Below are 23622 nucleotides of genomic sequence, written 5' to 3'. Positions count from 1 at the left end.
CAACGACCGGGTCTTCCAGGTGGAGGACCGACAACATGAAGCGCCGGGCGGTCGCCACCGGCTGGTTCCCCTCGGAGGGCGGCACCGCCGACCCGTTCCGGCTGCGCCTCTACTGTCTGCCGCACGCCGGAGCCGGCGCCTCCGCCTACCGCGCCTGGGGAGGACGGCTCGGCGACGGTATCGAGGTGGTGCCCGTCCAGCTCCCGGGCCGGGAAGCACGATTCGCAGAGGAACCCGCCACCACGGCCGACGAGATCGCTGACGGCATGTGCGCCGCGTTGGCGGAGCGCGGCGACCAGCACTGGGCCCTGTTCGGCCACAGCATGGGTGCCCTGATCGCCTACGAGGTGGCCCACCGGATGTCCGCTGCGAACCGCCCGCCCGCACACCTCGTCGTCTCCGGGATGACGGCACCGCCCTTGGCGGCCCACCGCAGCGGGCCCGTGGCCGGGGCGCGCGGGGACGCCGAGTTGATCGACCGCATCCGGTCGCTGGGCGGCACGCCCGAAGACGTGCTGCGATCGGCGGAGATGATGGAGCTGCTGCTGCCCCTCTTCCGAGCCGACTACCAGGTGTGTGACGGCTATCGGTTCAGGCCGCGTCCGCCGCTGAGCGTTCCCGTCACCGCGCTGGGCGGGGCCGCCGATCCCGGAGTGCCGGTCACAGGCCTCACAGCGTGGCGGGACCTGACGACGGCCGGGTACGCGATGCGCGTCTTCCCCGGTGGACACTTCTACCTGAACGACCGCATCGACGACGTCCTGCCGGTCGTCCGGGCTGCTTGCATGGGCGAAGCGCCGCACCTCGGGAGCGGGCCGGCCCGGGGAAGCCGCCCGGGCCGGTAGCGGAGTGCCCGGACGTGTTCCCCCGCACGTCCGGGCCGTTCAGTCGCCCTGCTCGGGAGGAGCTGTCTCCTCCTGGTTCAGCTCCTCCCTGGCGAGCAGGTAACCCAACTGCAGACGGCTCTGTGCCCCCATGCTCTCCCGGATCCGTGCCAGGTGGCTGTGGTACGTGCGCTCGCTGACACCGATCCGCCGGGCGATGACGGAGTCGGTCAGACCCTCGACGAGGAGGCGCTTGATCATGCTGTGAATGTCCGGCATGACCTCGGTGGAGGCGTGTGAGGCGTGCGTGGGGTCGAAGGGCGTCGCGCGCTGCCAGTTCCGGTCGAACACGTCCGTCAGGAATCGCACCAGAGCCCTGTCGTGGATGACCACCGCTGTGGTGCGGTCCTCGTCCGTCGGCACGATGGCCCGCGAACGGTCGATGACGATGAGCCGGTCGAAGAACTCGTCCAGGGTGCGGACCTCCCCACCGCCCTCCGTCACGGCCTCGACGTAAGCCTTCGTGGCCGTGTTGAACCGTGCCGGGTGCTGATACAGCGTCCGCATGCGCACCCCGCGGCGCAGGTGCTCCAGGGTGAGCGGCAGCACGGCGTTGAGCACCGTGGCCGGGCGCCCGCCGCCCGGCTGCGCGGTGAGGATCTCCTCCGTGGCCTCGTCGGTGACCCGGGTGATGTAGTCCCGGATCGTCGTCATGCCGTGGAGGTACTCGACAGCGGGTGTCGCGCGTTCTGGCGGGGCCTGGGCCATGAAGATCCGGAGCGCCGGTGCGAGCCTGTGCTCGACCTCCGAGGCCCGCAACTCCAACTCCCATGCCGCGGTGCGCCACTGGGCCGCGAGCCGGGCCTCCACCAGTCTCGGATCGACCGGCCGTAGGGACGCGTCGTCGGGCGACAGCTCCAGCAAGCCGATCCGGGCGAGGTCGTCAACCCCCGGCACATCGGTGTCGGGGGCCAAGGCCGTTTCGCGAAGGGCCATTTCGTAGGCGGCCAGTGCTGCTTCCGACAGTTCCGGTAAAGTTTCGCGGTTATCTGGCCCCATATGCCCCCCTCAGATCTCTGCGATGCAAAAAACTGTCCCCCCCGTACCGTGGAGTTCCTACTCAGTCGAACCCTAGCCTCCAGGTGACCGAGATAACGCGCCATAAGCGGGGGAAAAACGCCATGATCAAGATTTCTGCGACGGGTATCGACGAAGAGCACGGCGCCGGCAAGGCGCTGCACAGAGCGCGGCGGACCGTAGCCGCCGTCACCCTGACCGGCGCACTGCTCGTGGGGGCCGGCGCCCTGCTCACGGGCGCCCACGGGCCCCATGACTTCGGCTGGAACTCCCCCGCTGAGCGCGTCCTGGCGATGGACATCGGCTGGGACGGTCCCAAGCGCAATCTCCCCTCGAACCCGGCAGCGGAGCGGGTCGTGGGGAAGGACATCGGCTGGAACGGTCAGCCGCGCGACTTCGGCTGGAACGCCCCGGGTGCGGGCGCCATGGAGAAGGGTGTCCCGACGCCTGGCGGCGCCGCATGACGTACGTCCCAGCAGACCGCGGCCGGAGCGGCAGAAGGTGAGGCTCATGCATTCGGACCCCGGCGCCGAGCCCACCCGCTTCGGCAGCACCCTTCAGCTCGCACGGAAACGAGCGGGCCTGACGCAGGAGCAGCTCGCCGCGGCCTCCGGTGTCAGCATCCGAGCCATCCGGGACCTGGAACTGGGCCGCGCCAACCGCCCTCGCAGGGAGACGATCCGGCTCCTGGCCGACGCCCTCGACCTCACCGGCTCCCACCGGGTACTGCTCGACCACGCATCCGGCCACGCGTCCGTGGACACCACGCTGCGGCAGATGTACGAGGAGGACGCGGCCTCCGCTCCGGCGGCGATGTACCCGCTGGTCGGCAGGGAACGAGAACTCGACGTGCTCGCCCGCGCCCTCCTCGTCGGCCAGGAGCGTCTGCTGTCCCTGGTGGGGCTCCCCGGAGTGGGCAAGAGCCGGCTCGCGCTGGCGGTGGCCCACCGCTACGAGGCGGAACGGGAGGCCCGCGTCATCTGGCTCCCGGCCTCACCCGACAGCGGGGCGACCCCGTTCGGGCCCGGTGCGGGACCTGACCGCGCACAGAGCCTGCTCGCGTCCTGGATGCTGGACCGGCTCACCGGGAACGGCCCGCTGGACGAGTTGGCCAGGCTGATCGGCGGCCGCCGCACCCTTCTGGTGATCGACGGGTACGACGACCCCGCCGCCGACGGGGGGCGTCTCCTGCGGCTGCTCGCAGGCTGCGACGGCCTCCAGGTCCTGGTCACCATGCGGAGCCCGCTACCGGTCCTCGGCGTCCGCGCCGTGCCACTCGCCCCGTTGCCCCTGGCTCCGCCCAGCGCGGAACCGGGGCAGGGCACGGCGTCGGCCGCAGTGCGGCTCATGCTGTCCCACGTCAGCTGCGCCCGGCCGTCGCTGCAACAGACCGCTTCCGTCACCGAAGCGGTGACCGGGCTCTGCCGGCAACTGGACGGGATTCCCCTCGCCCTCAACCTGGCGGCGGGCTGGCTGCCGATGTACTCGCCCGAGCAACTGCACTCCGTGGCGCTGGACAGCCCGCTCGACCTGGTGGAGCCCGTCTTCGACGGCGAGTCCGGAGGGGGACTCGATCTCGGCACGCTGATCGGCAGCGCCATCACCGCGCTGCGCCCGGCGCCGGCCAGAGTGCTGGCCGCCCTGGCCCTCCACCGTGCCCCCTGCCCGACCGAGGAGGTACAGCGCCGCCTCGGAGGACCACCCCAGGAGGTCACCCGGGCCCTGCACGGCCTGCTGCTGCGCGGCCTGATCCGCGAGGAACGTGTTCCGGGCGGCGGCACAGCGGTCTCCGTCCTCAACCTGGTCCGTCACACACTCCACGCGGCTCGGCAACACGCCGCCCTGCCGGCCATCGCCCACATCTGACCAGCGCCCCCTCGAAGCGCCCTGCCTCGGAACCACCGCTTCTCCGTCGGTGCACATCGGAGATCATCCGGCCTGGCCTGCCCGGAGCCATCACGAGAACGGGACCCGGCAACCGAATCCCCACCCACTTCCGGAGCGAAACAGCATCATGACCACCGCGATCAGCGCAGACGCCGATCTCGCGCGACGACTGCCCACCCTCGCCAAGTACTTCCGCCCGATCACCGTGCCGGCACCCTTCGAACTTCCGCACGTCCAGGAGCTGTGCGACAGGGACGATCCCTTTCGGCCGGGAGAGGACACGGATTCCCTCTTCGTCGCCGCGATGCGGGAGATCAACGCCTGGCACGTGGCGCGGTCACCGCTCTACCGGGCTGCCTGGGAGAAGGCGGGCAGCCCGGTTCCTCGCAGGACACGGGAACTGGACGCCCTCCCGTACCTCCATGTGAATCTCTTCAAGCGCCATGCCCTGGGTTCCGTGCCCGACGCGGATGTCGCCTTGCGCCTCACCTCCTCGGGCACGGGCGGTGAGCGCACGGAAATCGGTTTCGACGCCTGGTCCATCGGATCGGCGCAGCGCATGGATGCCTGGACCCTCAAGGCACTGGGGCTGATCGACCCCGATCGCCCCGCGAACTACCTGGTGTGCGGCTACGAGCCGGATCCCCGCCTCACGGTCGGCGCCGCTCACGGCCTCAACGAGCTCTGCGACTTCGCCCCGGTCGCCTCCGCCGTGCACGCGCTGCGCAACACGGGCGGCGGCCATGAGTTCAACCCCATGGGCTCTGTCGACGCACTCCTCGACTACGCCGCTCGCGACGAACCCGTACGCGTCGTGGGCTTCCCCGCCTTCGTGTACGCGGTGGTCGAGCGCATGCGCCAGATGGGCGTCCCGCCCTTGCGGTTCCCGGAAGGGTCCCTCGTTCTCACCGGTGGCGGCTGGAAGGGGCACGCCGACCGGGCCATCACCAAGCCGGCGTTCCGCGAAGCCGTCCGGAGCGGACTGGGCATTCCGGACGACCGGATCCGCGACTGCTACGGCTCCGTCGAGCACTGCCTGCCGTACATCGAATGCGCCGACCACCACTTCCACGTGCCGGTCTGGTCCCGCGTCGTCGTTCGTGACGTCCGCACCCTCGAACCACTGCCCTACGGAAACCCCGGATATCTGCAGTTCATCTCGCCCTACATCACGGCGCTGCCTGCTCACAGCATCCTCATGGCCGACCTGGGGACGCTTCACCCTCCGGGGGCCTGTGAGGTGGACACGCCCTGGTTCGACGTCCATGGGCGAGCCGGCGTACGCCGTAACCGCAACTGTGCCGTTGCCGCGGCCGAACTCCTGGGGAAACGATGACGCTCCTGAAGCATGTGACGCCCTACTACTGGCGCGGCGAATGGGTCGACGAGGAGAGCGCGGGGCGCCGGCTCGACGACATCGGCCTCATCCTGCCCGGCCTGCGCGAGCCGCTCGTCGTGGACGACGTCCTCGCCGCGTGCCGCCACCTGGCCTCCCAACTCGACGACACCACGGGCAGCACATACGCAGGACTCCGCGACGAATTGACCGATCCCTCCACCACGGCCCTGCCTGCAAAGGACGCGGACGCTCTCCTGGCCGGGCTCGCGAAGGCCCTCGATCCGCGGTCGCTGGCCGCTCAGCTGACCGCCGAACTGGGCAGTGCGGCCCCCGGCGTCCCCGTACCCGCGCCGTTCGCGAACGAGGCGGTCGAGGTATGGCAACCCGTGGGAACACTCGTCCACATCTCACCCGCCAACGTGGCCACGGCCGGTGTGCTGAGCGCCGTCGAAGGCCTGCTCGCGGGCAACACGAACATCGTCAAGACGAGCGGGACCGACGGTCTCTTCACCCAGCGGGCACTCGCCCTCCTGGCCGACGCGGACCCCACGGGCCGGATCCGCGACCGACTCGTCGTCCTGCGGTTCTCCTCCAGCAACACCGACTGGCTGCGGCGGCTGTGCCGATCCGCCGACGCGGTCGCGGTATGGGGGTCGGAGGAAGCTGTCGCCGGGATCGCCCAGCACGCCCCCTCGGGCTGTCGTGTCGTCGCGTGGGGCCCGAAGATCTCCTTCGCGTACCTCGACCGGACGGCGTCGGCCGAACCCGCCGGCCTTCGGGGCCTGGCGCGCGACATCCTGCGCAACGCGCAGCGCACCTGCACCAGCCCTCAGGTGCTGTACGTCGACACCACGGACCACGACCGGCTCTTCGGTGTCGCCGACGCACTCGCCACGGCTCTCGCCGACGAGGCCCCGGGGCTTCCCGTCATCGCCCCCACCGCAGCGGAACAGGCCGAGGTCACCAACGTGGTCGAGGTCGCCCGACTCGAAGAGCACCTGGGGCTGACGCGCACCCGCAGCGCCTCGGACGGACGCTGGCACGTCCTGGCCGACACGCGCCCGGGTCTGTGTGCCTCGCCCCTGTTCGGCACCATCTGGGTCAAGCCACTGCCCCGCGAGGACATCGTGCGCGTCCTGCACCCCATGCGCCGCTACCTGCAAACAGTCGGCCTCGCCGCGACGGGGGACGGCGACGTGGCCCTGTCCGGGGAGTTCTTCCGAGCCGGGGCTCTCCGCATCACCCCACTCGGCCAGATGCTGGACACCTACGCGGGCGAACCTCACGACGGCCACCTCGCCTTGCAGCGGTACAGCCGCCGGGTGAGCATGCCCGCGGCTTTCCACGAGGGTGTGTCAGCGTGAGGGCGACGGCGAGCCAGGGGTAGCGGCAGACGAGTCGGGCTGTACGCCGGGTTCTGTTCCCGGGGTTCCTCGCGGAGCCCCGGGCGACGGCCATCCATCTAGGGCCGGCGTTGCCACCGGCCTCGTGCGGTCTACCCGCGGACTCGGGCGGGCAGCCCTCGAACGTCCGCGCAGGAGCACCGAGGTGCTCCCTCTTGACCTTGCTCCGGGTGGGGTTTACCTAGCTGCCTGAGTCACCCCAGGCACTGGTGGTCTCTTACACCACCGTTTCACCCTTACCGAGGGCCGGAGCCCTCGGCGGTTTGCTTTCTGTGGCACTGTCCCGCGGGTCACCCCGGGTGGCCGTTAGCCACCACCCTGCCCTGTGGAGCCCGGACGTTCCTCGGGGAGCTCCCCGTCAGGGGGACTCCACGCGGCCGTCCGCCCGGCTCGTCTGCCGTGTCGACCATGGTACCGGGCGTGAGCGGGGCCGCGGACCGGCGGCGGTCGCCAGGACCGAACCGGCGAGGATCAGGGTGAAGGCCGCGATGATGCCGGGGGTCAGACGCTCGTCGAGGAACAGTGCCCCCGCCGCCACCGCCACCGCCGGGTTGACGTAGGTGATCACTGTCGCCCGGGTCGGGCCCGCCTCCTTGATCAGTTCCAGGAAGGCGACGAAGGCGATCGCCGTGCACAGCACTCCCAGTCCGGCCAGGGCGGCCAGGACCTCGGGGGCCGGGACCGAGGAGGGCCGGGAGAGCGCGGCCGCCGGGGCGTAGACGAGTGCGGCCAGGGTCAGGCAGAAGGCCGTGAGCTGGAGGGACGGGACCTCCTTCAGGCGCCGGGCGGCGATCAGGGGGGCCGTCGCGTAGCCGAGGACCGTCAGCAGGACCTCGCCCAGGGAGCGGGCGTCGCCGCCGGTGAGGTGCGGGATCGTGAGGACCGCCACGCCGCCCAGCCCCAGCGCGAGGCCGGCCACGCGGCGTACGCCGAGTCGTTCCGTGTCGCCGAAGAAGCGGGCCATGACCACGCCGACGATGGGGACGCCGGCGATCAGCAGGCCCGCCGTGGAGCTGGACAGGTGGCGTTCGGCGTCCGTCAGCGTCCACCAGGGGCCGATGATCTCGATGCAGGCGAAGGCCAGGAGAGGGCGCCAGTGGGTGCGGACCGTGCGGGTCAGGCCGCCCTGGCGCAGGGCGAAGGGGAGCAGGAGCGCGGCGCCCAGAGCGCAGCGCGTGAACACCACCATGGACGGGGACAGGTCGTCCACCGCCACCTTGATCATCAGGTAGGGGACACCCCAGACCACTCCCATCAGGGAGAACAGGAACCAGCCGCGTGCAGTCATACGGCGAGTCTCGGCCGCCTCACCCCGCCGCGTCTTGAACGCTGTTGCGGTACGCCGCCGGGGTCACGCCCAGCACGCGGCGGAACCAGCGGGTGAGGTGCGCCTGGTCGGCGAAGCCGACGAGGCTCGCGACCTCGGCGGGGCGCAAGCCGGTTTCCAGGAGGCCGCGGGCCCTGGCGACGCGGTGCTGGGCGAGCCAGGCGTAGGGCGGTACGCCCATCGTCGTGCGGAAGGCGCGCAGCAGCTGGTAGCGGGACAGGCCCAGGTCGGTGGCGAGGTCGGCCAGGGAGGGTGGTTCCAGCAGCTCGTCCGCGAGGCGGTCGCGTACGACCCTGGCGATGTGGCCGGCGCCGGGCACCGTGTCCTCGCTCGCCCGGGCCGTGGAGTGCCGGCGGGCCAGGGCCGTGAGCAGCCAGGGCAGCCGGGACTCGGCCTCCAGCGGGTCGGGGCAGGCGCTGATGTCGGTGTGGGCGGCGCGCAGGGCGGTGGCCAGTTCCGGGTCGTGCAGGACGGGGTCGCGGAAGTGCGGGAGGCCGCCGAGCGTGCCGTCGGTGAGGAGGGACGGCTCGGCGTACAGGGCCTGGTAGGCGTACCCCTCGCAGGCGGCCGGACCGCCGGTGTGCATCTCGCCCGGCTCCAGGACGACGATCGAGCCCGGGTAGGAGTGGATCAGCCCGCCCCGGTAGGCGATGACCTCCGACCCGCCGACGGTGACGCCGATGGTGAATTCGTTGTGGGCGTGCGGAGCGTAGACATGCTGATCGAAGTGGGCGGTGAGCAGATCGAGAGCCGGCCCCTCCCGCCCCAGCCGCGCCCTGGCCCAGCGGGCCTGTTCCCGTATCCGCCCCCGTGTGCTCACCGCGTACTACCTCCCCGTCTCACAGGGGATCAGAGGAAGTCGGTGGTGTCCAGGTCGAAGGCGAAGGGGTTCGGGAGGGTGATCGGTCTGCCGAAGGCCACGGTGGTGAATCGGAGGAGAAAGGGATACCGCCACGGGCGTAGCAACGGCGCTTGACCACTCGATCGATCTCCGGCCTGGTGAGTGTCCAGCTCGACAAACCAGTCCAGCAGCAACTGCTGCGTGTACGGATCCTGCGCCATGGCGATGCCGCTCCCTTCCGCGATCACCGGCCAGACTGGGACACCGGCACGGACCCGTCCGCGGGATCGAGGGCCGTTCCCTCGATCGTGGTCCCTTGACCTTGCCGCAACGTCAACGTCTCTACTGGTCCCATGCGGATCGGAGAACTCGCCGACGTCGTCGGTGTCACCACGCGGGCCGTGCGGCACTACCACCATCTGGGGCTGTTGCCCGAGCCGGAGCGGCGGGCGAACGGGTATCGGGAGTACGGGCTGCGGCACGCTGTCGTACTGGCGCGGATCCGGCGGCTGACCGAGTTGGGGCTGGGGCTCGCGGAGGTGCGGGACGTGCTGGCGGACGACGCGGGGAAGGACCTCGTCGAGGTGCTGACCGAGCTGGACGAGGATCTGGCCCGGCAGGAGGAGGCCATCCGGGAACGGCGGGGGCGGCTGCGGGCGTTGCTGGAGGCGGAGGGCGGGCTGCCCGCCGAGGGGCCGGTGTCGCCCGAGCTGGCCGCGCTGTTCGCGGGGACCGCGCATCTGTCGGACTCGCCGATGGCCGCCAAGGACCGCGAGATCATCGCCTTCCTGGAGACGGCCATGCCCGACGAGGCCCGGCAGCAGCTCGTGTCGTCGCTGGGTGAGGTGCTCGGCCGGCCCGATGCCGTGGCGCGGGCCGACGAGGTGTATGCCCGGCTCGACGCGCTCGCCGACGCGGAGCCGGACGACCCGCGCGTCGCCGGGGCCGCCCGGGCCCTCGCCGACTGCATTCCGCCGGGCCTGTTCCCGGAGATCGGGGACCTCGACCACGACGACAGTGTCCTGCGCGCCTTCTACGAGGACCTGGCCCCGGCCCAGGCGGAGGCGATCCGCCGGGCGCTGCGCATCCTCGCCGAGGAGCGGCGATGAGGATCGCGCGTCTGCTGGTCCGGCACGAGGTGCGGCTGCTGGTGAGTCTCGCGCTGTGGGTGGTGCGGCGTACCGAGGGGACGAGGAGTGGGCGGGCTTTCGGGTACGCGCGTGGGCAGGGCGCGATGATGTTCGGGTTCGGGTTCGTGTGTCTCGTCGAGACCGTCGCGATGTCCGTGCTGCTGCGCGACTGGCCGACCGTGCACGCCGTGTTCCTCTTCCTGGACGTGTACGGCATCGTGATCGTCGTCGCGCTGCACGCCTCGTCCGTCGTACGCCCGCACGTGCTGGATCCGGGCGACGGCTCGCTGCGGATCCGCCGGTACGTCCATGTGGATCTGCGGGTGCCGCTGGAGCGGATCGCCTCGGTGCGGCGCGAGCTGCGGATGACGCACGAGCGGGCCGACGGTGAGCTCGACGTCGAGGTCGGGTCCCAGACCACCGTCACGCTCGAACTGACGGAACCCGTCACGCACCTCACCTTCTTCGGGCGCCGGAGGGAGGTACGGGTCGTCCGCTTCCACGCCGACGACGCCGACGGCCTCGTACGCGCCCTCGGCCGGGCCCGCGTCTGAGCTCCCCGTACGCTGTCGGCGGAGTTCGATCGAAGGAGTACGCGTGCTTGTCCTGCTGCCGCCGTCCGAAGGCAAGGCCCCCTCCGGCCGCGGGGCCCCGCTGAAGCCGGAGTCACTGTCGCTGCCGGGGCTGGCCGCCGCCCGGGAGGCCGTCCTCACCGAGCTGGTCGAGCTGTGCGCCGGCGACGAGGACAAGGCGCGCGAGGTGCTCGGGCTGAGCGAGGGACTGCGGGGCGAGGTCGCGAAGAACGCGGAGCTGCGCACGGCGGGGGCACGGCCGGCCGGGGAGATCTACACCGGGGTGCTGTACGACGCCCTCGGCCTGGCGTCCCTGGACGCCTCCGCCAAGCGGCGTGCCGCGCGGTCGCTGCTGGTCTTCTCCGGGCTGTGGGGAGCGGTCCGGGTGACGGACCGGATTCCCTCCTACCGGTGCTCGATGGGGGTGAAGCTGCCGGGGCTCGGTGCGCTGGGCGCGCACTGGCGTACGCCGATGGCGTCGGTGCTGCCCGAGGTGGCCGGGGACGGGCTGGTGTTGGATCTGCGGTCGGCCGCGTACGCCGCCGCGTGGAAGCCGAAGGGCGAGGTCGCCGGGCGGACGGCGTCCGTGCGGGTGCTGCACGCGCCGACGCGGAAGGTCGTCAGCCACTTCAACAAGGCGACGAAGGGGCGGATGGTGCGCAGTCTGCTGACCGCCGGGGCCGCTCCGAAGGGGCCGGCCGAGCTGGTGGAGGTTCTGCGGGATCTCGGGTACGTCGTGGAGGCCCAGGCCCCTGCGAAGGCGGGGCAGGCGTGGTCGCTGGACGTGCTGGTGACCGAGGTCCACTGAGCATCATCACGGCATCAAGTGACGCGTTGCAGCATACGCAATGGCCTTTGCGCATGCTGTTGAGTCGACGGCAGGATACGGCCATGGCCTCTCCCCTGCCCGCCTCCGTGCTGGACCTCGCGCCCGTCGTCCCCGTCGTCGTCATCGAGGATGCCGGTGAAGCCGTACCGCTGGCGCGGGCGCTGGTCGCCGGTGGGCTGCCCGCGATCGAGGTGACGCTGCGGACGTCGGCGGCTGTGGAGGCGATCCGGGAGATCGCCGGGCAGGTTCCGGAGGCGGTGGTGGGTGCCGGGACGGTGATCAGCCCCGGGCAGGTCGCGGACACGGTGGCCGCGGGCGCCCGCTTCCTGGTCAGTCCCGGCTGGACCGACGTACTGCTGGAGGCCATGAGTGCCTCCGGCGTGCCGTTCCTGCCGGGGGTGTCGACCACCTCGGAGGTCGTGGCGCTGCTGGAGCGCGGGGTGCGGGAGATGAAGTTCTTCCCGGCCGAGGCCGCGGGCGGTACGGCGTATCTGAAGTCGCTGGCGGGGCCGCTCCCCCAGGCCCGGTTCTGCCCCACGGGCGGGATCGGCCCGGCCTCCGCCCCGGACTATCTGGCCCTGCCCAACGTCGCCTGCGTGGGCGGAAGCTGGATGCTGCCGCGGGACGCGGTCGCGGCGCGCGACTGGGGCCGGGTCGAGGCGCTGGCCCGCGAGGCGGCGGCGCTCAGCGCAGGTGGGACGTGTCGTTGAGGAGCCGGACGCTGGCGTTGCCGTCCGCGTAGTACGCGACGACCGACAGGGACGCGGCCGACAGTTCCATCCGGAACAGGGACTCCGGCGGGGCGCCGAGGGCGAGCCGGACGAGCGTCTTGATCGGGGTCACGTGCGTGACGAGCAGGACCGTGCGGCCCGCGTATGCCGCGACCAGCTTGTCGCGGGTGGCGGCGATCCGGGTGGCGGTCGCCGCGAAGCTCTCGCCGCCGCCGGTGGGTTCGGCGTCCGGGGAGGCCAGCCAGGAGTTCAGGTCGTCGGGGTGGCGTTCGCGTACCTCGGCGAAGGTGAGGCCCTCCCAGGCCCCGAAGTCCGTCTCGCGCAGCCCGTCGTCGACGCCGACGTCCAGGCCGAGCCGGGCGGCGACGATCCCGGCGGTCTCCCGGGTGCGGGCGAGCGGCGACGACACGATCGCCTGGATCGTGCCCCGCCGGGCGAGCAGGGCGGCGGCGCGCTCGGCCTGGTCCCTGCCGATGTCGGAGAGGGCGGGGTCGGTGCCCCCACTGCCGGAGAACCGCTTCTGCGGCGTCAACGGCGTCTCCCCGTGCCGCAGCAGCACGAAGGTGGCGGGGGCGCCCATGTCCGCGGGAGCCCAGCCGGGCGAGGCGACGGCCTTGGCGGCCCGGGCATCGGCATCCGCCTTGGCCGCACTGACGCCGGCGTCCGACTGCTCCGTCGTCCCGGGGGCGGAAGAAGGTGCGGGCGAAGAAGACCCGGACTCCGGAGTCCTGCCGGCCGCCAGCGCTTCACGGGCCCTCGCGGCGCCTGCCGTCGCGTCGCCCGGCGGATCAGGCGGGGCGACGGTCGCGGCGGGCGTGTCCAGGTCCGCCGTCGACGTCGACGCCGACCACTGCTCCCCCCTGGCCCCGGCGTCCATCGCCTCGTTGGCCAGCCGGTCCGCGTGCTTGTTGCGCTCGCGCGGAATCCACTCGTACGTCACGCGCCCGGGCGGGAAGATCCGGGCCGCGTCGGCGGCCAGTGGCTTCATGTCGGGGTGCTTGATCTTCCAGCGGCCCGACATCTGCTCGACCACGAGCTTGGAGTCCATCCGGACGTGGACCGTCGCGGCCGGGTCCAGTTCGTGGGCGGCGCGCAGACCGGCGAGGAGGCCGCGGTACTCGGCGACGTTGTTCGTGGCGACGCCGAGGTACTCGGCGGCCTCCCGCAGCGTCTCCCCCGTCGCCGCGTCGCTCACCACGGCCCCGTAGCCCGCGGGCCCCGGGTTGCCCCGCGACCCGCCGTCGGCCTCGACGATGAACTCCCGCACCGGAAGGGCTCCCCGCGGCCTAGATACCGGACTCGGACGTGCGCACCAGGATGCGGCGGCAGTTCTCGCAGCGGATCACCGTGTCGGGCGCGGCGCTGCGGATCTCGCTCAGCTCCGTGATGGCGAGCTCCTGCCGGCAGCCCTGGCAGCTGCGCGCGTACAGCTTCGCCGCACCGATGCCGCCCTGCTGCTCGCGCAGCTTGTCGTAGAGCTTGAGCAGGTCGGCGGGGATCGAACCGGCGATGACCTCGCGCTCCTTGGTGACCGTGGCGATCTCGCCGTCGATCTCCTCGAAGGCGGCGTCACGGCGCGCGGTCGCGTCGTCGATCTTCGACTGGACGGAGCCGACCCGCTCGGTCAGCTCGGCGACCCGCTGCTGCGCGGACTCCCGGCGCTCCATGACCTCCAGCACGACGTCTTCCAGGTCGCCCTGCCGCTTGGCGAGCGAGGCGATCTCGTGCTGGAGGTTCTCCAGGTCCTTGGGGGAGGAGACGGCGCCCGAGTCCAGGCGCCGCTGGTCGCGGGCGGCACGCTGGCGGACCTGGTCGACGTCCTGCTCGGCCTTGGTCTGCTCGCGGGCGGTGTCGCTCTCCTCGGTCTGCGCGGCCACGAGGAGGTCCCGCAGCTGCGTCAGGTCCTTGTTCAGCGACTCGATCTCGGCGTGCTCGGGCAGCGACCTCCGCTTGTGGGCGAGCTGCTGGAGGCGGACGTCGAGGTCCTGGACGTCGAGGAGTCGGATCTGGTCGGCGGGCGCGGCGTTCAGTTGGGGGCTCCCAGTGGGTCAGAGGAAGTACTGGACGCCGCGTGGGCGGTCCAGGGGTCGGTGACCGTCTTCGAGACGTGGACGCGCAGGTCCCATCCGTGACGGTCGGAGATCTCGTCGAGCTGGCTCGCGGCCAGCTCGCACCAGGGCCACTCGGTGGCCCAGTGCGCCGCGTCGAGCAGCGCGAGGGGGCTGTGGGCGCGGGCCTCGGAGACGGGGTGGTGGCGCAGATCGGCGGTGAGGAAGGCGTCAACACCCGCCGCGCGTACGTGGTCGAAGAGGCTGTCGCCGGAGCCGCCGCTGACGGCGACGGTACGCAGCACCGCCTCGGGGTCGCCGGCGACCCGGATGCCCTGCGCGGTGGCGGGCAGCCGCTCCGCTGCGCGGGCGGCGAACTCGCGGACGGTCAGCGGGTGGTCCAGGGCGCAGACGCGGCCCAGGCCGCGGCGGCCTTCGGGGTCGGCGGGGTCCGGTACGAGCGGGCCGGTGACCCTGAGGTCCAGGGCGCCCGCGAGGGCGTCGGAGACGCCGGGGTCGGCGGTGTCGGCGTTGGTGTGGGCGACGTGCAGCGCGATGTCGTTCTTGATGAGGGTGTGGACGACACGGCCCTTGAAGTGCGACGCCGCGACCGTCGTCGTGCCGCGCAGATAGAGCGGATGGTGGGTGACGAGCAGGTCGGCGCCCAGCTTCACGGCCTCGTCGACGATCTCCTGGACCGGGTCGACGGCGAACAGGACGCGCGTGACCTCCTGGTCCGGGTCGCCCACGACGGTGCCGACCGCGTCCCAGGACTCGGCCCGCTCGGCGGGCCACAGGCTCTCCAGCTCGGCGATGACTTCAGACAGACGGGGCACGGGTGCAAGGCTACCCGTCTGATCTGTGGCGTTGAACCGCCACCGTCACCGCCACCGCCCTGCTGGGCCACCGCCGCTCCCACCGCCACTGCCACCGCTCCATGCCCCGTCGGCCCGCTGTCGGCCCGCCCAGCACAGAAACCCCCACATCCTCAGGCGAATCGTTCCTGGAACACCCTTATGTGTGAAGTCGGGTACCTGCGGATTCCCCGGCCGTGCACACGAAAACTACGTTCGTCACTGGAGGTGACCGAACGATGACAGCGTGTGCGATCGAACCTTCGGCGGGACACGAGGACGAGGCCGCGCCGGCAGGATGCACACTCACCGCGGACGGTGCCTACGCCGCGCGCCTCGCGTCGGCCGGCGACTCCTGGTTCCCGGAGCGCTGGACCCTGGACGGCCCCGAGCCGTACGCGGTACCCCTGCCCCGCAACCAGCCGGAGGAACCCGGCACCGAGGTGCAGCCGATGGGCGACGGGCGGGTCCTCATCCACCGTCTGGTGGCCGGGCGGCACGCCTTCTCGCTGCTGTACCCGACCGGGCCGGGCACCGGCGAGCTGCCCCTGGGTGTGGTCGAGTGCCCGCACGACACGGCCCGGCTGCGACTGCTGCCGCCCGCCCCCGGCGGCGAGCGGGCGTACGCCCTGTCCGTCGGCCCGCGTTCGACGACGGTGTGGCTGGTGGCGGGCGGTGCGTTCGGGCCCGAGCGGCTGGCCGAGTTGCCCGGCCGCTGCTCGGGCGGGGTCTGGCTGGACCGAACGGGACGACTGCTGGCCCTGGACCGCGAGACCGGCGGGCGCACCAAGGCCGTCGTGGTGGACCTGGAGGGCGGTGGGGAGGTGTCGCCGCTGCTCCAGATCGCCGCCGACAGCGACGACCGGCTGCTGCTCGCCGACCACGACAGCGGGCTGCTGCTCATCCGCTCGGACGCGCCCTCGCCGGGGCAGGACCGGCTGGGCTGGGGGGTCCTGGGCAGCACACTGCCGGTGCGCTTCCCGGAGTGCCTGCGGCTGCCGGACTGCACCGTCACGCCGTTCGCCATCCAGCCGGGGCAGATGCTGACGCCGGAGAGCTGCGCGGTGGCACTGCGCGTCGACGGGCCAGGCGGCAGCTGGGTCGGCGTGTGGCGGCCGGCCGAGCGGCGGGTGCACCATCTCCCGGCGCCCGAGGGGTGGCTGGCGGGCGCCGGGACGTGGACGCCGGACGGGGTGCTGCGGCTGCCGTACGCGACGGAGGCCGTGCCGTGCGGCGTGGCACTGGTGAGCCCGCCCGCGGCCGTGGCGCCGCCCGAGCCCGGTGCCACGCCGCCGCATCCACATCCGCATCCGGATGCGGGGCCGGGGCCGGGACAGATGCCGGACGCGCGAGCCGCCGACGCGACCGCCGCAACGGGACACCCTCCGGAACAGGCGCCCCACACACCGGCGCCCCACACATCGGGGCACGCCCCGGAACCGGCACAGCCCACACACACCCCGCATCCCCCACACCCCCGCAACCCGCCCCACCAGCCGATCCCGCCCCTCCCCGACACCCTCCGCCCCCCGCCCGGTCCCGCTGCAGCAGGCGCCATTGGGACGGCTTGTAACGAACTAGTGCCGGTTGGCGTGGCCGCCTGGATCCGGGGTGCGGGGGGCCGGTTAAACTCGCCCGGCTGTTTGAAAGATCATGTTGACGGGGTGAATTCCATCCGATGAGCGACGCCAGCACGAACCAGCTGCGCACTTCCGACGTCCAGGAGATCGCCGCCGGCCACGGCCGGCACCGTGGCGAGATCTCCACGAAGGACAGCGAGACGGCTCCGCGCGGCCGCCACCGCAAGCCGGTGACGGAGACCGAGCGGACCGAGACGGCGGCCTGACGGAACGTCAGTGCCCGTACCGACCGTACTGCCCGTACGGCGAACGGCCCCACCCGTGTGACGGGTGGGGCCGTTCCCGTTCTTCAGCCGCGTTTCAGCCCCAGCACCTCCGCCGCCGCGAACGTCTCCCCCGTCGGCCGGTCCGCGTAGTACGGACCGAGGACGGCCTCCAGCTCCTCGTACGTGAAGGTGTCCTGCTTGCTGTCGAACCGGGCGGCGACGCGCGGCCGTTCGACGACGGCCACCATGCCGCCGTGCACCACGAGGAGCTGTCCGTTCACATGGGCGGCCGCGGGCGAGGCCAGATAGCCGACGAGCGGGGCGACGTGTTCGGGGGCGAGCGGATCGAGGCCGTTCCCGGAGGGCTGCTCGACGCCCGCGAAGACGTCCTCGGTCATCCGGGTGCGGGCGCGCGGGCAGATCGCGTTGGCCGTGACGCCGTACTTGCCGAGGGCGAGGGCCGTGGACGTGGTCAGTCCGACGATCCCGCCCTTGGCGGCCGCATAGTTGGGCTGCCCGGCGGAACCGGCGAGGAACGCCTCCGAGGAGGTGTTCACGATCCGCCCGAACACCGGCTCCCCCGCCCGCTTGGACCGCTCCCGCCAGTGGGCGGCGGCGAACCGGATGGTGTTGAAGTGCCCCTTGAGGTGCACGCGGAGCACGGCGTCCCACTCCTCCTCGGCCATCGAGAACACCATGCGGTCGCGCAGGATGCCCGCGTTGTTGACCAGGATGTCGAGCTTGCCGAACTCGGCGACGGCCGACTCGACCAGTTCGCGCGCCTGCCGGAAGTCGGCGACGTCGCCAGTGTGCGCGAGCGCGGTCCCGCCCGCCGCGCGGATCTCGGCGGCGACCTCCTCGGCGGGCCCGGCGGAGGCCTCGCCGGTGCCGTCGCGGCCGGGCTGCCCGTAGTCGTTGACGATCACGGCGGCGCCGAGCCGGGCGAGTTCCAGCGCCTCGGCCCGGCCGAGCCCGCGGCCCGCGCCCGTGACGATCGCGGACAGTCCCTTCAGCGGCAGCGGCATGGCGGTGTCCTCACATCTCGATGCACGTGCGCAGGGCGGTCCCGGTCCGCATCTGGTCCAGGGCCTCGTTGATGTCGGCGAAGGGGACCCGGTGGGTGATCAGGCCCGCCAGGTCGACGCGGCCCGCGCGCCACAGGGCGATGGTGCGTTCGTAGGAGCGCAGGATGTCCCCGCCGCCGTACATGGACGGCAGGATCCGCTTCTCGTCGAAGAACAGCTCGAACATGTTCAGCTGGAGGAAGTCGTCCATGGCGCCGGCGCCGACCACGACGAGGGTGCCGCCGCGCCGGGTGTTCTCGTAGGCGGCGCGTGCGGTGGCCGACTTGCCGACGACCTCGAAGACGTAGTCGAAGCCCTCACCGGCGGTGACCTGCTGCTTGGCGTCGGGCAGTTCCTCGGGCGAGACGGCCTTCGTGGCCCCGAACCGCAGGGCTGCCTCGCGTCGCGTCACGACCGGATCGACGGCGACGATCTCGGCGGCCCCGCGCAGCCGCGCCCCCTGGATCACGGAGATGCCCACGCCCCCGCACCCGATGACCGCCACCGACGAACCGGCCTCCACGTCCGCCGTGTTGAGCGCGGCACCCAGCCCGGTCGTCACCCCGCAGCCGATGAGGGCGGCGATGTCGAAGGGCACGTCGTCGGGTATCGGGACCGCGCACCCGGCGTCGACGACGACCTCCTCGGTGAAGGTGCCGGTGCCGGCCATGCCGAAGACGTCCCCGCCGGGCCGCCTGAAGTTGGGGGTGCCCGCGTTCATGAACCCGGCGAGGCACAGCTCGGTCTGTCCGCGCTTGCAGGCGGGGCAGACGCCGCAGGCGGGCAGCCAGCACACGACGACCCGGTCACCGGCCCTCAAGTGGCCGACCCCTTCGCCGACTTCGAGGATCTCGCCCGCCCCCTCGTGCCCGGGCACGAACGGCCCGGGCTGCGGCAGCACCCCGCTCATCGCGGACAGGTCCGAGTGGCACAGCCCGGCGGCGCGCACCCGGATCCGCACCTTGCCGGGTCCGAACCCCACCGCCTCGACGTCGTCGAGGACCTCCAGCTTGTCCTGGCCGATCTCGTGCAGTACGGCTGCGCGCATGGTGCGGCTCCCCTCGTACGGCGTTCTGGACTTCTCGTACGGCGTTCCGGACTTCAGGTGTGTTCGACGACGGTGTCGGCGAGGACGGGCGCGTCGTCCCTCTCGACGGCGCTGACGGCAACCCGGACCTCGCCGTCCGGGCGCCACATGCGGATGCGCAGCGTCTCGCCCGGGTGGACGACGCCGGCGAACCGGGTGGCGTACGAGCGCACCCGGGTCACGTCGCCGTCGAGCAGCGTGTCCACGACCGCCTTGAGCGTCATGCCGTAGGTGCACAGCCCGTGCAGGATGGGCCGGTCGAAGCCGGCACGCTTGGCGAACTCGGGGTCGGCGTGCAGCGGGTTCCAGTCGCCGGAGAGGCGGTAGAGCAGGGCCTGGTCCTCGCGGACGTGCCGTTCGACGACCCGGTCCGGCTCGCCGGCGGGCGGATCGAGCCGGGTGGACGGGCCCCGGTCGCCGCCCCAGCCGCCCTCTCCCCGGACGTAGATCTGCGCGTCGTTGGTCCACAACGGGCCCTCGTCGTCGGCCACTTCGGTGCGCATGACGAGGACGGCCGCCTTGCCCTTGTCGTACACGGCGGCGATCCGGCCGGTGGCGGTCGCGCGGCCCCGGGCCGGGATGGGGCGGTGGAGCCGCAGGCTCTGCCCGCCGTGCAGGACGCGGGCGAGATCGACGTCGACGCCGGGCATCGACAGGCCGCTGATCACGCCGGGGGATCCGGCGCCGGCGACGGTGGCGAAGCTCGGCAGGACGTGCAGCCGGGACTCCAGGGTGTAGCGCAGCTCGTCGGGGTCGGTGGCGGGGACACCGGCGCCGATGCCGAGGTGGTAGAGCTGCACGTCCTTGTGGTCCCAGGAGAGCTCGCCGGTCCGGGGTTCGGCGGCGAGCGCCTTGGCTGCGTCGATGGGCATGGGGCTCCTGATCGCCGTGGGAAGGACCGCCGCGGGAAAGACCTCGGCACGGCCGTCCGCACCGTCGGCCGCGCCGAGGCCGTCTGCGGCCGAACTGGAACGCGTTCCAGTCCTGCGCCCCCTGTATAGCCCAGGCCCCCACACTTGTGAAGCCTCCTGACACCGTGTCAGATCGCCGCCGCGCGACACGCGGCCCCGTGACATTTGTCCTGCCGAACTCCGTACAACCGCATCTGCCGCCCGGCCCCGGCGGATCCGTAGCGTCGCTGCCATGACCACCACCACGCGGGCCCAGCAGGCCGTGTCCTTCACCGGCGCGGGCAAGACCTACGGCGAGGTGCGCGCCGTGGACGGGATCGATCCCGGCACCGCACCGGGCGAGACGGTCGCCCTGCCCGGCAGGAACGGCGCGGGCACGTACACGCCGGCCAACCGCCTCGCCGAGCTCGGCGGATCGGTCGCGGCGGGCCCCGCGCCGGGGCCGGGCACGGTCCTCGTGCCGGCCGTCCGGCTGCCGGCCTTCGGCTCGTACGCTGTGCTGTCGTACCGCCGCGGCGCGGCGAACGTCTGATCGGGGACGGGGACATGTCCTGGACACAGAAGGTCAGGTGCCGCTTCGAGGCGACCCGGGCGGCCGTCCGGCAGGCCCGGGAGCACCAGCGCCACTACACGGCGAACAGGACGCGGCTCAGGGCCGAGTGGCGAGCCGCCCGGAGGGCGGGCGAGCTTCCCGAGCACCCCGGTCCGCCGCCCAGCGGGTTCACCCTGCTGCCGTGGCTGCTGCTGGGGATGGGCGCCCTCTCCAACCTCTTCCAGGACCAGACGCCGAACCCGTGGATCGGCGCGCTGGGGCTGCTCACCTTCAACTCGCTCTACATCTACGTGGCGTTCCGCGCGTTCCGCAGACAGACGCGCGAGGCCCGCTCCACGCGGGTGGCCCTCGCCCTGCTGGCGGCCGTGACCTGCGCGCTCGCCGCCGGCTACGGCGGCAACTGGCTGCTGTTCTTCCCCCTGCTCGGCCTCGCGACGGGCGCGGCCCTGCGTCTGTCGCACCTGCGGCCGGCCGGTACGGCGGTGGCGGTGCTGGCGGGTGCGGTGTCCTGCTTGCACGACGGCTGGGGCGGCCTCGACATCGCGTACGCCACGTGGATCTCGACGATGGTGACGGCGGCGATCATGCGGCTCTCCGAGGCGGTGCGCGAACTGCGCGCGGCCCGCGAGGAACTGGCCCGCCGGGCGGTCGAGAAGGAGCGCCTCCGCTTCTCCCGTGACCTGCACGACCTGCTCGGGCACACGATGTCGGTGATCGTCGTGAAGTCGGAGGCGGCCCGCCGCCTCGCCGCTCGCGACCTGGACGCCGCGCTGGACCAGATCACGGACATCGAGTCCGTGGGCCGCCAGGCGCTCACCGAGATCAGGGAGGCCGTGACCGGCTACCGCCGGGGCAGCCTCGACACGGAACTGGACCGCGCGCACTCGGCCCTGACGGCCGCCGGCATCAAGCTCGCCGTGATCCGCACCGGCCCCCCGCTCGGGCCGCAGACCGAGGCGCTGCTGGGGTGGGTGGTACGCGAGGCGGTCACGAACGTCGTACGGCACAGCGCGGCGCGGCAGTGTGAGATCACGCTGTCGGGTGCGGCGGAGCGGGTGCGTCTGTCGGTGGTGGACGACGGGGTCGGGGTGGTCTCCGACGGCGGGGAAGGGGCGGTCGCCGGCGGTAGGGGCGGGGCCGGTGGCTCGGACGGTGGATCCGGTGGCTCGGGCGCCCGGGCCGGCACGGGGCTGACAGGCCTGACCGAGCGTCTCGCGGCGGCGGGCGGCTCGCTGACGGCGGGGCCGCGGGCCAGGGGCGGCTTCGCCGTGGCGGCGGAACTCCCGCTCGACGGGGGGCGGGACGCCGTACGACCTGCGCCGGCGTGTACGTTGGCCGATGGTCCGCGCGCGCCACACGTACACGTGGATGCACACGTACACGTCGACGGCGCCGGCAACGGCTAGGGGAAATGGAGCACATGGCACGCGTCGCCGTCATCACCGCGCCGAACATCGGGTACCGCAACACCGGCATGCTGACCGTCGACTTGGCGTTCGAGTCGCTGCGGCGGCGTATGACACCCGAGATCGACGCCACCTGGTACACCCTGCACACGCCGGAGACCGTGCCGCTGCGCGAGTGCGCACGAGGCACAGACCTCCCGTTCCGCTTCCACCCCCTGGCCGAGCACCTCGACTCGCTCCGCGACCACGACGCGGTGGTCTTCTGGGGCGACTTCCTCCACACCCGGCACTACCTGGAGCAGGACGCGACGAACCGCCTGCTCGACTTCGGTTTCGCCGAGGACCGTGCCGCGGCCCGCACCCTGCTGAACCGCACCCTGCTCTTCGCGGACCAGCCGGACGAGCTCCTCGCGCGGACCCTCAGCTACGGCGGGACGATCCTGCACAACTCGCAGTCCGACTACGAGGACTTCGAGGACAAGGAGTACGGCCCCCTGTTCTCACGCCTGGTGACGCGGAGCCGCCGCGTCTGGGTGCGCGACCCGCTCTCGGCGGCGAAGATCGCGCACCTGCGCGGGGACCGTACGACCGACCACTTCGGTTCGGACGCGGCGCTGCTGTCCCGCCCGGGCGACCTCGGCCACCTCCCGACGACGGAGTGGTCCCGGGCGGTCCCGGACGGCGGTGCGATCGGCGTGTTCCTCGGTGCGCGCACGCAGATCCCCGAGTGGCTGCCCGCCTTCTGCCAGGACCTGTCCGAGCGCCTGGGCGCGCCGCTCGAATGGCTGCCCTGGTTCGACCGGGACGTCCCCGCTCCGGTCGGTCACATCGCGCAGCGCCCTGGCCGGCACACCATCGGCGACCTGGTGGAGGTCCTCCCCCGCTACCGTCTGGTCATCACGGACACCTACCACCTGTGCGTCAACGCCTGGGGCGCCGGCACCCCCGCGGTGTGCGTCGGCGCGCCCGAGCCGGCCCCCAAGACCCACGACGACTACCTGACGCTGAGCGATGTGAAGAAGCACGTCTTCCACATGGCTTACGACGCGACGGACTTCTACGTGTCCACCCTCCCCGACACCCGGGAAGGCCACGAACGCCGTATCGACCGGCTCGTACGCCTCGTGGAGGGCGGCGGGGCCGAGGCCGTGGCGGCGCGCATCCGTGCTCACGCCGACTACTCGGCGACGGCGTTCACCGAGACGCTGGCCTCGTTGCTGGACACACCCCAGCGCCCCGGGAGCCCCGGGAGCCCTACCCTTGCCCCGTGACCGACAGACCCATCCGCGTGCTGCTCGCAGAGGACCAGGGCATGCTGCGGGGTGCGCTCGCGCTGCTGCTCGGGATGGAGGACGACATCGAGGTCGTCGCCCAGGTGGGGGCCGGTGACACGATCCTGGACGCGGCGCTCGCCCACCGCCCCGACGTCGCGCTCCTCGACATCGAACTCCCGGGGAAGAGCGGCCTGGACGCTGCCGCCGACCTGCGTGCCCGGGTGCCCGACTGCCGCGTGCTGATCCTCACCACCTTCGGCCGGCCCGGCTATCTGCGCCGCGCCATGGAGGCCGGAGCCACCGGCTTCCTCGTGAAGGACGGCCCCGTGGAGGAACTCGCCGCCGCGATCCGCCGTGTCCTGGCCGGCGAGACCGTCGTCGACCCGGCCCTCGCCACGGCCGCACTCAGCGCCGGCCCCAACCCCCTCACCACGCGCGAGAGCGACGCCCTCAAGGCCTCCGCGGACGGCGCGACGGTCGCCGACATCGCCACCCGCCTCCACCTCTCGGAGTCCACGGTCCGCAACTACCTCTCGTCCGCCATCGGCAAGACAGGCACCCGCAACCGCACAGAGGCCCTACGCGAGGCCCGCCGCCAGGGCTGGCTGTGAGACCACGG

At 72.4% G+C, this 23622-nt stretch carries 23 protein-coding genes, 1 other RNA gene and 3 pseudogenes; 17 read left to right on the top strand and 10 right to left on the bottom strand.

Annotated features, from left to right (window positions below; translation table 11 throughout):
* The first annotated feature begins 35 nt into the window (after nt 1-35).
* Nucleotides 36-845, top strand: a complete 810-nt coding sequence (locus MQE23_RS31480) for an alpha/beta fold hydrolase (protein WP_020272002.1) — start codon at nt 36-38, stop codon at nt 843-845.
* A 39-nt stretch (nt 846-884) separates the two neighbouring features.
* Here the strand turns inward: MQE23_RS31480 and MQE23_RS31475 are convergent, their stop codons facing one another.
* The gene (locus tag MQE23_RS31475) at nt 885-1820 is read right to left on the bottom strand and encodes a LuxR C-terminal-related transcriptional regulator (RefSeq protein ID WP_243380890.1); all 936 of its coding nucleotides are present in this window, start codon (nt 1818-1820) and stop codon (nt 885-887) included.
* A gap of 185 nt (nt 1821-2005) precedes the next feature.
* Between MQE23_RS31475 and MQE23_RS31470 the strand changes: the two genes are divergently transcribed.
* The 4 genes from MQE23_RS31470 to MQE23_RS31455 all read left to right on the top strand — a co-directional run bounded on the left by MQE23_RS31470 (nt 2006) and on the right by MQE23_RS31455 (nt 6491).
* Complete coding sequence (locus MQE23_RS31470) at nt 2006-2365, top strand: hypothetical protein (RefSeq protein ID WP_020272000.1); 360 nt, start codon at nt 2006-2008, stop codon at nt 2363-2365.
* A 46-nt stretch (nt 2366-2411) separates the two neighbouring features.
* A complete protein-coding gene (locus tag MQE23_RS31465) occupies nt 2412-3767 on the top strand; it encodes a helix-turn-helix domain-containing protein (RefSeq protein ID WP_243380889.1) in 1356 nt (451 codons plus the stop codon).
* Nucleotides 3768-3915: 148 nt separating this feature from the next.
* Nucleotides 3916-5124: an acyl-protein synthase gene (locus tag MQE23_RS31460; protein WP_243380888.1), complete on the top strand. Its 1209-nt coding sequence runs from the start codon at nt 3916-3918 to the stop codon at nt 5122-5124.
* The gene (locus MQE23_RS31455; RefSeq protein WP_020271997.1) at nt 5121-6491 is read left to right on the top strand and encodes an acyl-CoA reductase; all 1371 of its coding nucleotides are present in this window, start codon (nt 5121-5123) and stop codon (nt 6489-6491) included. The genes MQE23_RS31460 and MQE23_RS31455 overlap by 4 nt, the downstream gene beginning before the upstream one ends.
* Nucleotides 6492-6517: 26 nt before the next feature.
* Here MQE23_RS31455 and rnpB read toward each other — a convergent pair.
* Nucleotides 6518-6923: RNase P RNA component class A (rnpB, locus tag MQE23_RS31450), an RNA gene on the bottom strand.
* 569 nt (nt 6924-7492) lie between these two features.
* On the opposite strand from rnpB, the gene MQE23_RS31445 reads away from it, so the two are divergent.
* Nucleotides 7493-7762 (top strand): hypothetical protein, encoded by a 270-nt coding sequence (locus MQE23_RS31445; RefSeq protein WP_243380887.1) that lies wholly within the window; start codon nt 7493-7495, stop codon nt 7760-7762.
* 75 nt (nt 7763-7837) lie between these two features.
* Here MQE23_RS31445 and MQE23_RS31440 read toward each other — a convergent pair whose 3' ends face one another.
* Nucleotides 7838-8677, bottom strand: a complete 840-nt coding sequence (locus MQE23_RS31440; protein ID WP_020271994.1) for an AraC family transcriptional regulator — start codon at nt 8675-8677, stop codon at nt 7838-7840.
* A gap of 29 nt (nt 8678-8706) precedes the next feature.
* Nucleotides 8707-8864, bottom strand: a pseudogene (locus MQE23_RS31435) (Uma2 family endonuclease); the annotation flags it as partial.
* A gap of 187 nt (nt 8865-9051) precedes the next feature.
* On the opposite strand from MQE23_RS31435, the gene MQE23_RS31430 reads away from it, so the two are divergent.
* From MQE23_RS31430 to eda, 4 genes are all read left to right on the top strand, one after another.
* Complete coding sequence (locus MQE23_RS31430; RefSeq protein ID WP_243380886.1) at nt 9052-9807, top strand: MerR family transcriptional regulator; 756 nt, start codon at nt 9052-9054, stop codon at nt 9805-9807.
* Nucleotides 9804-10382, top strand: a complete 579-nt coding sequence (locus MQE23_RS31425) for a hypothetical protein (protein ID WP_020271991.1) — start codon at nt 9804-9806, stop codon at nt 10380-10382. The genes MQE23_RS31430 and MQE23_RS31425 overlap by 4 nt, the downstream gene beginning before the upstream one ends.
* 43 nt (nt 10383-10425) lie before the next feature.
* The gene (yaaA, locus tag MQE23_RS31420; protein ID WP_020271990.1) at nt 10426-11208 is read left to right on the top strand and encodes a peroxide stress protein YaaA; all 783 of its coding nucleotides are present in this window, start codon (nt 10426-10428) and stop codon (nt 11206-11208) included.
* A gap of 83 nt (nt 11209-11291) precedes the next feature.
* Nucleotides 11292-11939 (top strand): bifunctional 4-hydroxy-2-oxoglutarate aldolase/2-dehydro-3-deoxy-phosphogluconate aldolase, encoded by a 648-nt coding sequence (gene eda / locus MQE23_RS31415; RefSeq protein WP_243380885.1) that lies wholly within the window; start codon nt 11292-11294, stop codon nt 11937-11939.
* Here eda and MQE23_RS31410 read toward each other — a convergent pair.
* Genes MQE23_RS31410 through MQE23_RS31400 form a run of 3 tightly spaced genes read right to left on the bottom strand, consistent with a single transcriptional unit; the run spans nt 11914 to nt 14844 of the window.
* Nucleotides 11914-13227, bottom strand: a complete 1314-nt coding sequence (locus tag MQE23_RS31410; protein WP_243380884.1) for a bifunctional RNase H/acid phosphatase — start codon at nt 13225-13227, stop codon at nt 11914-11916. The genes eda and MQE23_RS31410 overlap by 26 nt on opposite strands.
* Nucleotides 13228-13246: 19 nt before the next feature.
* The gene (locus MQE23_RS31405; RefSeq protein ID WP_347710169.1) at nt 13247-13990 is read right to left on the bottom strand and encodes a C4-type zinc ribbon domain-containing protein; all 744 of its coding nucleotides are present in this window, start codon (nt 13988-13990) and stop codon (nt 13247-13249) included.
* Nucleotides 13987-14844, bottom strand: coding sequence for a Nif3-like dinuclear metal center hexameric protein (locus MQE23_RS31400; protein WP_020271986.1), 858 nt, complete (start codon nt 14842-14844; stop codon nt 13987-13989). Before MQE23_RS31400 ends, MQE23_RS31405 begins: the two co-directional genes overlap by 4 nt.
* A gap of 257 nt (nt 14845-15101) precedes the next feature.
* Here MQE23_RS31400 and MQE23_RS31395 point away from each other — a divergent pair, with 257 nt between their 5' ends.
* Both MQE23_RS31395 and MQE23_RS31390 read left to right on the top strand, forming a co-directional pair.
* Complete coding sequence (locus MQE23_RS31395) at nt 15102-16544, top strand: hypothetical protein (protein ID WP_243380882.1); 1443 nt, start codon at nt 15102-15104, stop codon at nt 16542-16544.
* Nucleotides 16541-16708, top strand: coding sequence for a hypothetical protein (locus MQE23_RS31390; protein ID WP_020275906.1), 168 nt, complete (start codon nt 16541-16543; stop codon nt 16706-16708). The genes MQE23_RS31395 and MQE23_RS31390 overlap by 4 nt, the downstream gene beginning before the upstream one ends.
* A gap of 83 nt (nt 16709-16791) precedes the next feature.
* Here MQE23_RS31390 and MQE23_RS31385 read toward each other — a convergent pair whose 3' ends face one another.
* Genes MQE23_RS31385 through MQE23_RS31375 form a run of 3 tightly spaced genes read right to left on the bottom strand, consistent with a single transcriptional unit; the run spans nt 16792 to nt 19731 of the window.
* On the bottom strand, nt 16792-17733 hold the full coding sequence (locus MQE23_RS31385; RefSeq protein WP_020275907.1) for a 3-oxoacyl-ACP reductase: 942 nt from the start codon (nt 17731-17733) through the stop codon (nt 16792-16794).
* 10 nt (nt 17734-17743) lie between these two features.
* Nucleotides 17744-18820, bottom strand: a complete 1077-nt coding sequence (locus tag MQE23_RS31380; protein WP_020275908.1) for a Zn-dependent alcohol dehydrogenase — start codon at nt 18818-18820, stop codon at nt 17744-17746.
* 53 nt (nt 18821-18873) lie between these two features.
* Nucleotides 18874-19731 carry a MaoC/PaaZ C-terminal domain-containing protein gene (locus MQE23_RS31375; RefSeq protein ID WP_020275909.1) on the bottom strand — a complete coding sequence of 286 codons (858 nt, stop codon included), beginning with the start codon at nt 19729-19731 and terminating at the stop codon, nt 18874-18876.
* Nucleotides 19732-20002: 271 nt separating this feature from the next.
* On the opposite strand from MQE23_RS31375, the pseudogene MQE23_RS31370 reads away from it, so the two are divergent.
* From MQE23_RS31370 to MQE23_RS31350, 5 genes and pseudogenes are all read left to right on the top strand, one after another.
* Nucleotides 20003-20146 (top strand): annotated as a pseudogene (locus MQE23_RS31370) (ABC transporter ATP-binding protein); the annotation flags it as partial.
* Nucleotides 20147-20149: 3 nt separating this feature from the next.
* A pseudogene (locus MQE23_RS31365) lies at nt 20150-20302 on the top strand (ABC transporter permease); the annotation flags it as partial.
* Nucleotides 20303-20316: 14 nt separating this feature from the next.
* Nucleotides 20317-21729, top strand: coding sequence for a histidine kinase (locus MQE23_RS31360; protein ID WP_020275911.1), 1413 nt, complete (start codon nt 20317-20319; stop codon nt 21727-21729).
* A gap of 14 nt (nt 21730-21743) precedes the next feature.
* Entirely contained in the window at nt 21744-23000 is a 1257-nt protein-coding gene (locus tag MQE23_RS31355) for a polysaccharide pyruvyl transferase family protein (RefSeq protein WP_243380881.1), read from the top strand.
* The gene (locus MQE23_RS31350; protein WP_279345166.1) at nt 22997-23614 is read left to right on the top strand and encodes a response regulator transcription factor; all 618 of its coding nucleotides are present in this window, start codon (nt 22997-22999) and stop codon (nt 23612-23614) included. Before MQE23_RS31355 ends, MQE23_RS31350 begins: the two co-directional genes overlap by 4 nt.
* Nucleotides 23615-23622: the final 8 nt, after the last annotated feature.

The organism is Streptomyces sp. HP-A2021 (assembly GCF_022807935.1).
Classification (GTDB): Bacteria; Actinomycetota; Actinomycetes; order Streptomycetales; family Streptomycetaceae; genus Streptomyces; species Streptomyces afghaniensis.
The sequence above is the reverse complement of the archived record's forward strand: the minus strand, read 5'-3'. Positions and strand labels throughout refer to the sequence as shown.

What these genes read in the sequence shown, in the direction of transcription:
- MQE23_RS31480 (WP_020272002.1), top strand. Translation starts at nt 36, where the DNA reads ATGAAGCGCCGGGCGGTCGCCACCGGCTGGTTCCCCTCGGAGGGCGGC.
- MQE23_RS31475 (WP_243380890.1), bottom strand. Translation starts at nt 1,820, where the DNA reads ATGGCCCTTCGCGAAACGGCCTTGGCCCCCGACACCGATGTGCCGGGG.
- MQE23_RS31470 (WP_020272000.1), top strand. Translation starts at nt 2,006, where the DNA reads ATGATCAAGATTTCTGCGACGGGTATCGACGAAGAGCACGGCGCCGGC.
- MQE23_RS31465 (WP_243380889.1), top strand. Translation starts at nt 2,412, where the DNA reads ATGCATTCGGACCCCGGCGCCGAGCCCACCCGCTTCGGCAGCACCCTT.
- MQE23_RS31460 (WP_243380888.1), top strand. Translation starts at nt 3,916, where the DNA reads ATGACCACCGCGATCAGCGCAGACGCCGATCTCGCGCGACGACTGCCC.
- MQE23_RS31455 (WP_020271997.1), top strand. Translation starts at nt 5,121, where the DNA reads ATGACGCTCCTGAAGCATGTGACGCCCTACTACTGGCGCGGCGAATGG.
- MQE23_RS31445 (WP_243380887.1), top strand. Translation starts at nt 7,493, where the DNA reads ATGACCACGCCGACGATGGGGACGCCGGCGATCAGCAGGCCCGCCGTG.
- MQE23_RS31430 (WP_243380886.1), top strand. Translation starts at nt 9,052, where the DNA reads ATGCGGATCGGAGAACTCGCCGACGTCGTCGGTGTCACCACGCGGGCC.
- MQE23_RS31425 (WP_020271991.1), top strand. Translation starts at nt 9,804, where the DNA reads ATGAGGATCGCGCGTCTGCTGGTCCGGCACGAGGTGCGGCTGCTGGTG.
- eda (WP_243380885.1), top strand. Translation starts at nt 11,292, where the DNA reads ATGGCCTCTCCCCTGCCCGCCTCCGTGCTGGACCTCGCGCCCGTCGTC.
- MQE23_RS31395 (WP_243380882.1), top strand. Translation starts at nt 15,102, where the DNA reads ATGACAGCGTGTGCGATCGAACCTTCGGCGGGACACGAGGACGAGGCC.
- MQE23_RS31390 (WP_020275906.1), top strand. Translation starts at nt 16,541, where the DNA reads ATGAGCGACGCCAGCACGAACCAGCTGCGCACTTCCGACGTCCAGGAG.
- MQE23_RS31385 (WP_020275907.1), bottom strand. Translation starts at nt 17,733, where the DNA reads ATGCCGCTGCCGCTGAAGGGACTGTCCGCGATCGTCACGGGCGCGGGC.
- MQE23_RS31380 (WP_020275908.1), bottom strand. Translation starts at nt 18,820, where the DNA reads ATGCGCGCAGCCGTACTGCACGAGATCGGCCAGGACAAGCTGGAGGTC.
- MQE23_RS31375 (WP_020275909.1), bottom strand. Translation starts at nt 19,731, where the DNA reads ATGCCCATCGACGCAGCCAAGGCGCTCGCCGCCGAACCCCGGACCGGC.
- MQE23_RS31360 (WP_020275911.1), top strand. Translation starts at nt 20,317, where the DNA reads ATGTCCTGGACACAGAAGGTCAGGTGCCGCTTCGAGGCGACCCGGGCG.
- MQE23_RS31355 (WP_243380881.1), top strand. Translation starts at nt 21,744, where the DNA reads ATGGCACGCGTCGCCGTCATCACCGCGCCGAACATCGGGTACCGCAAC.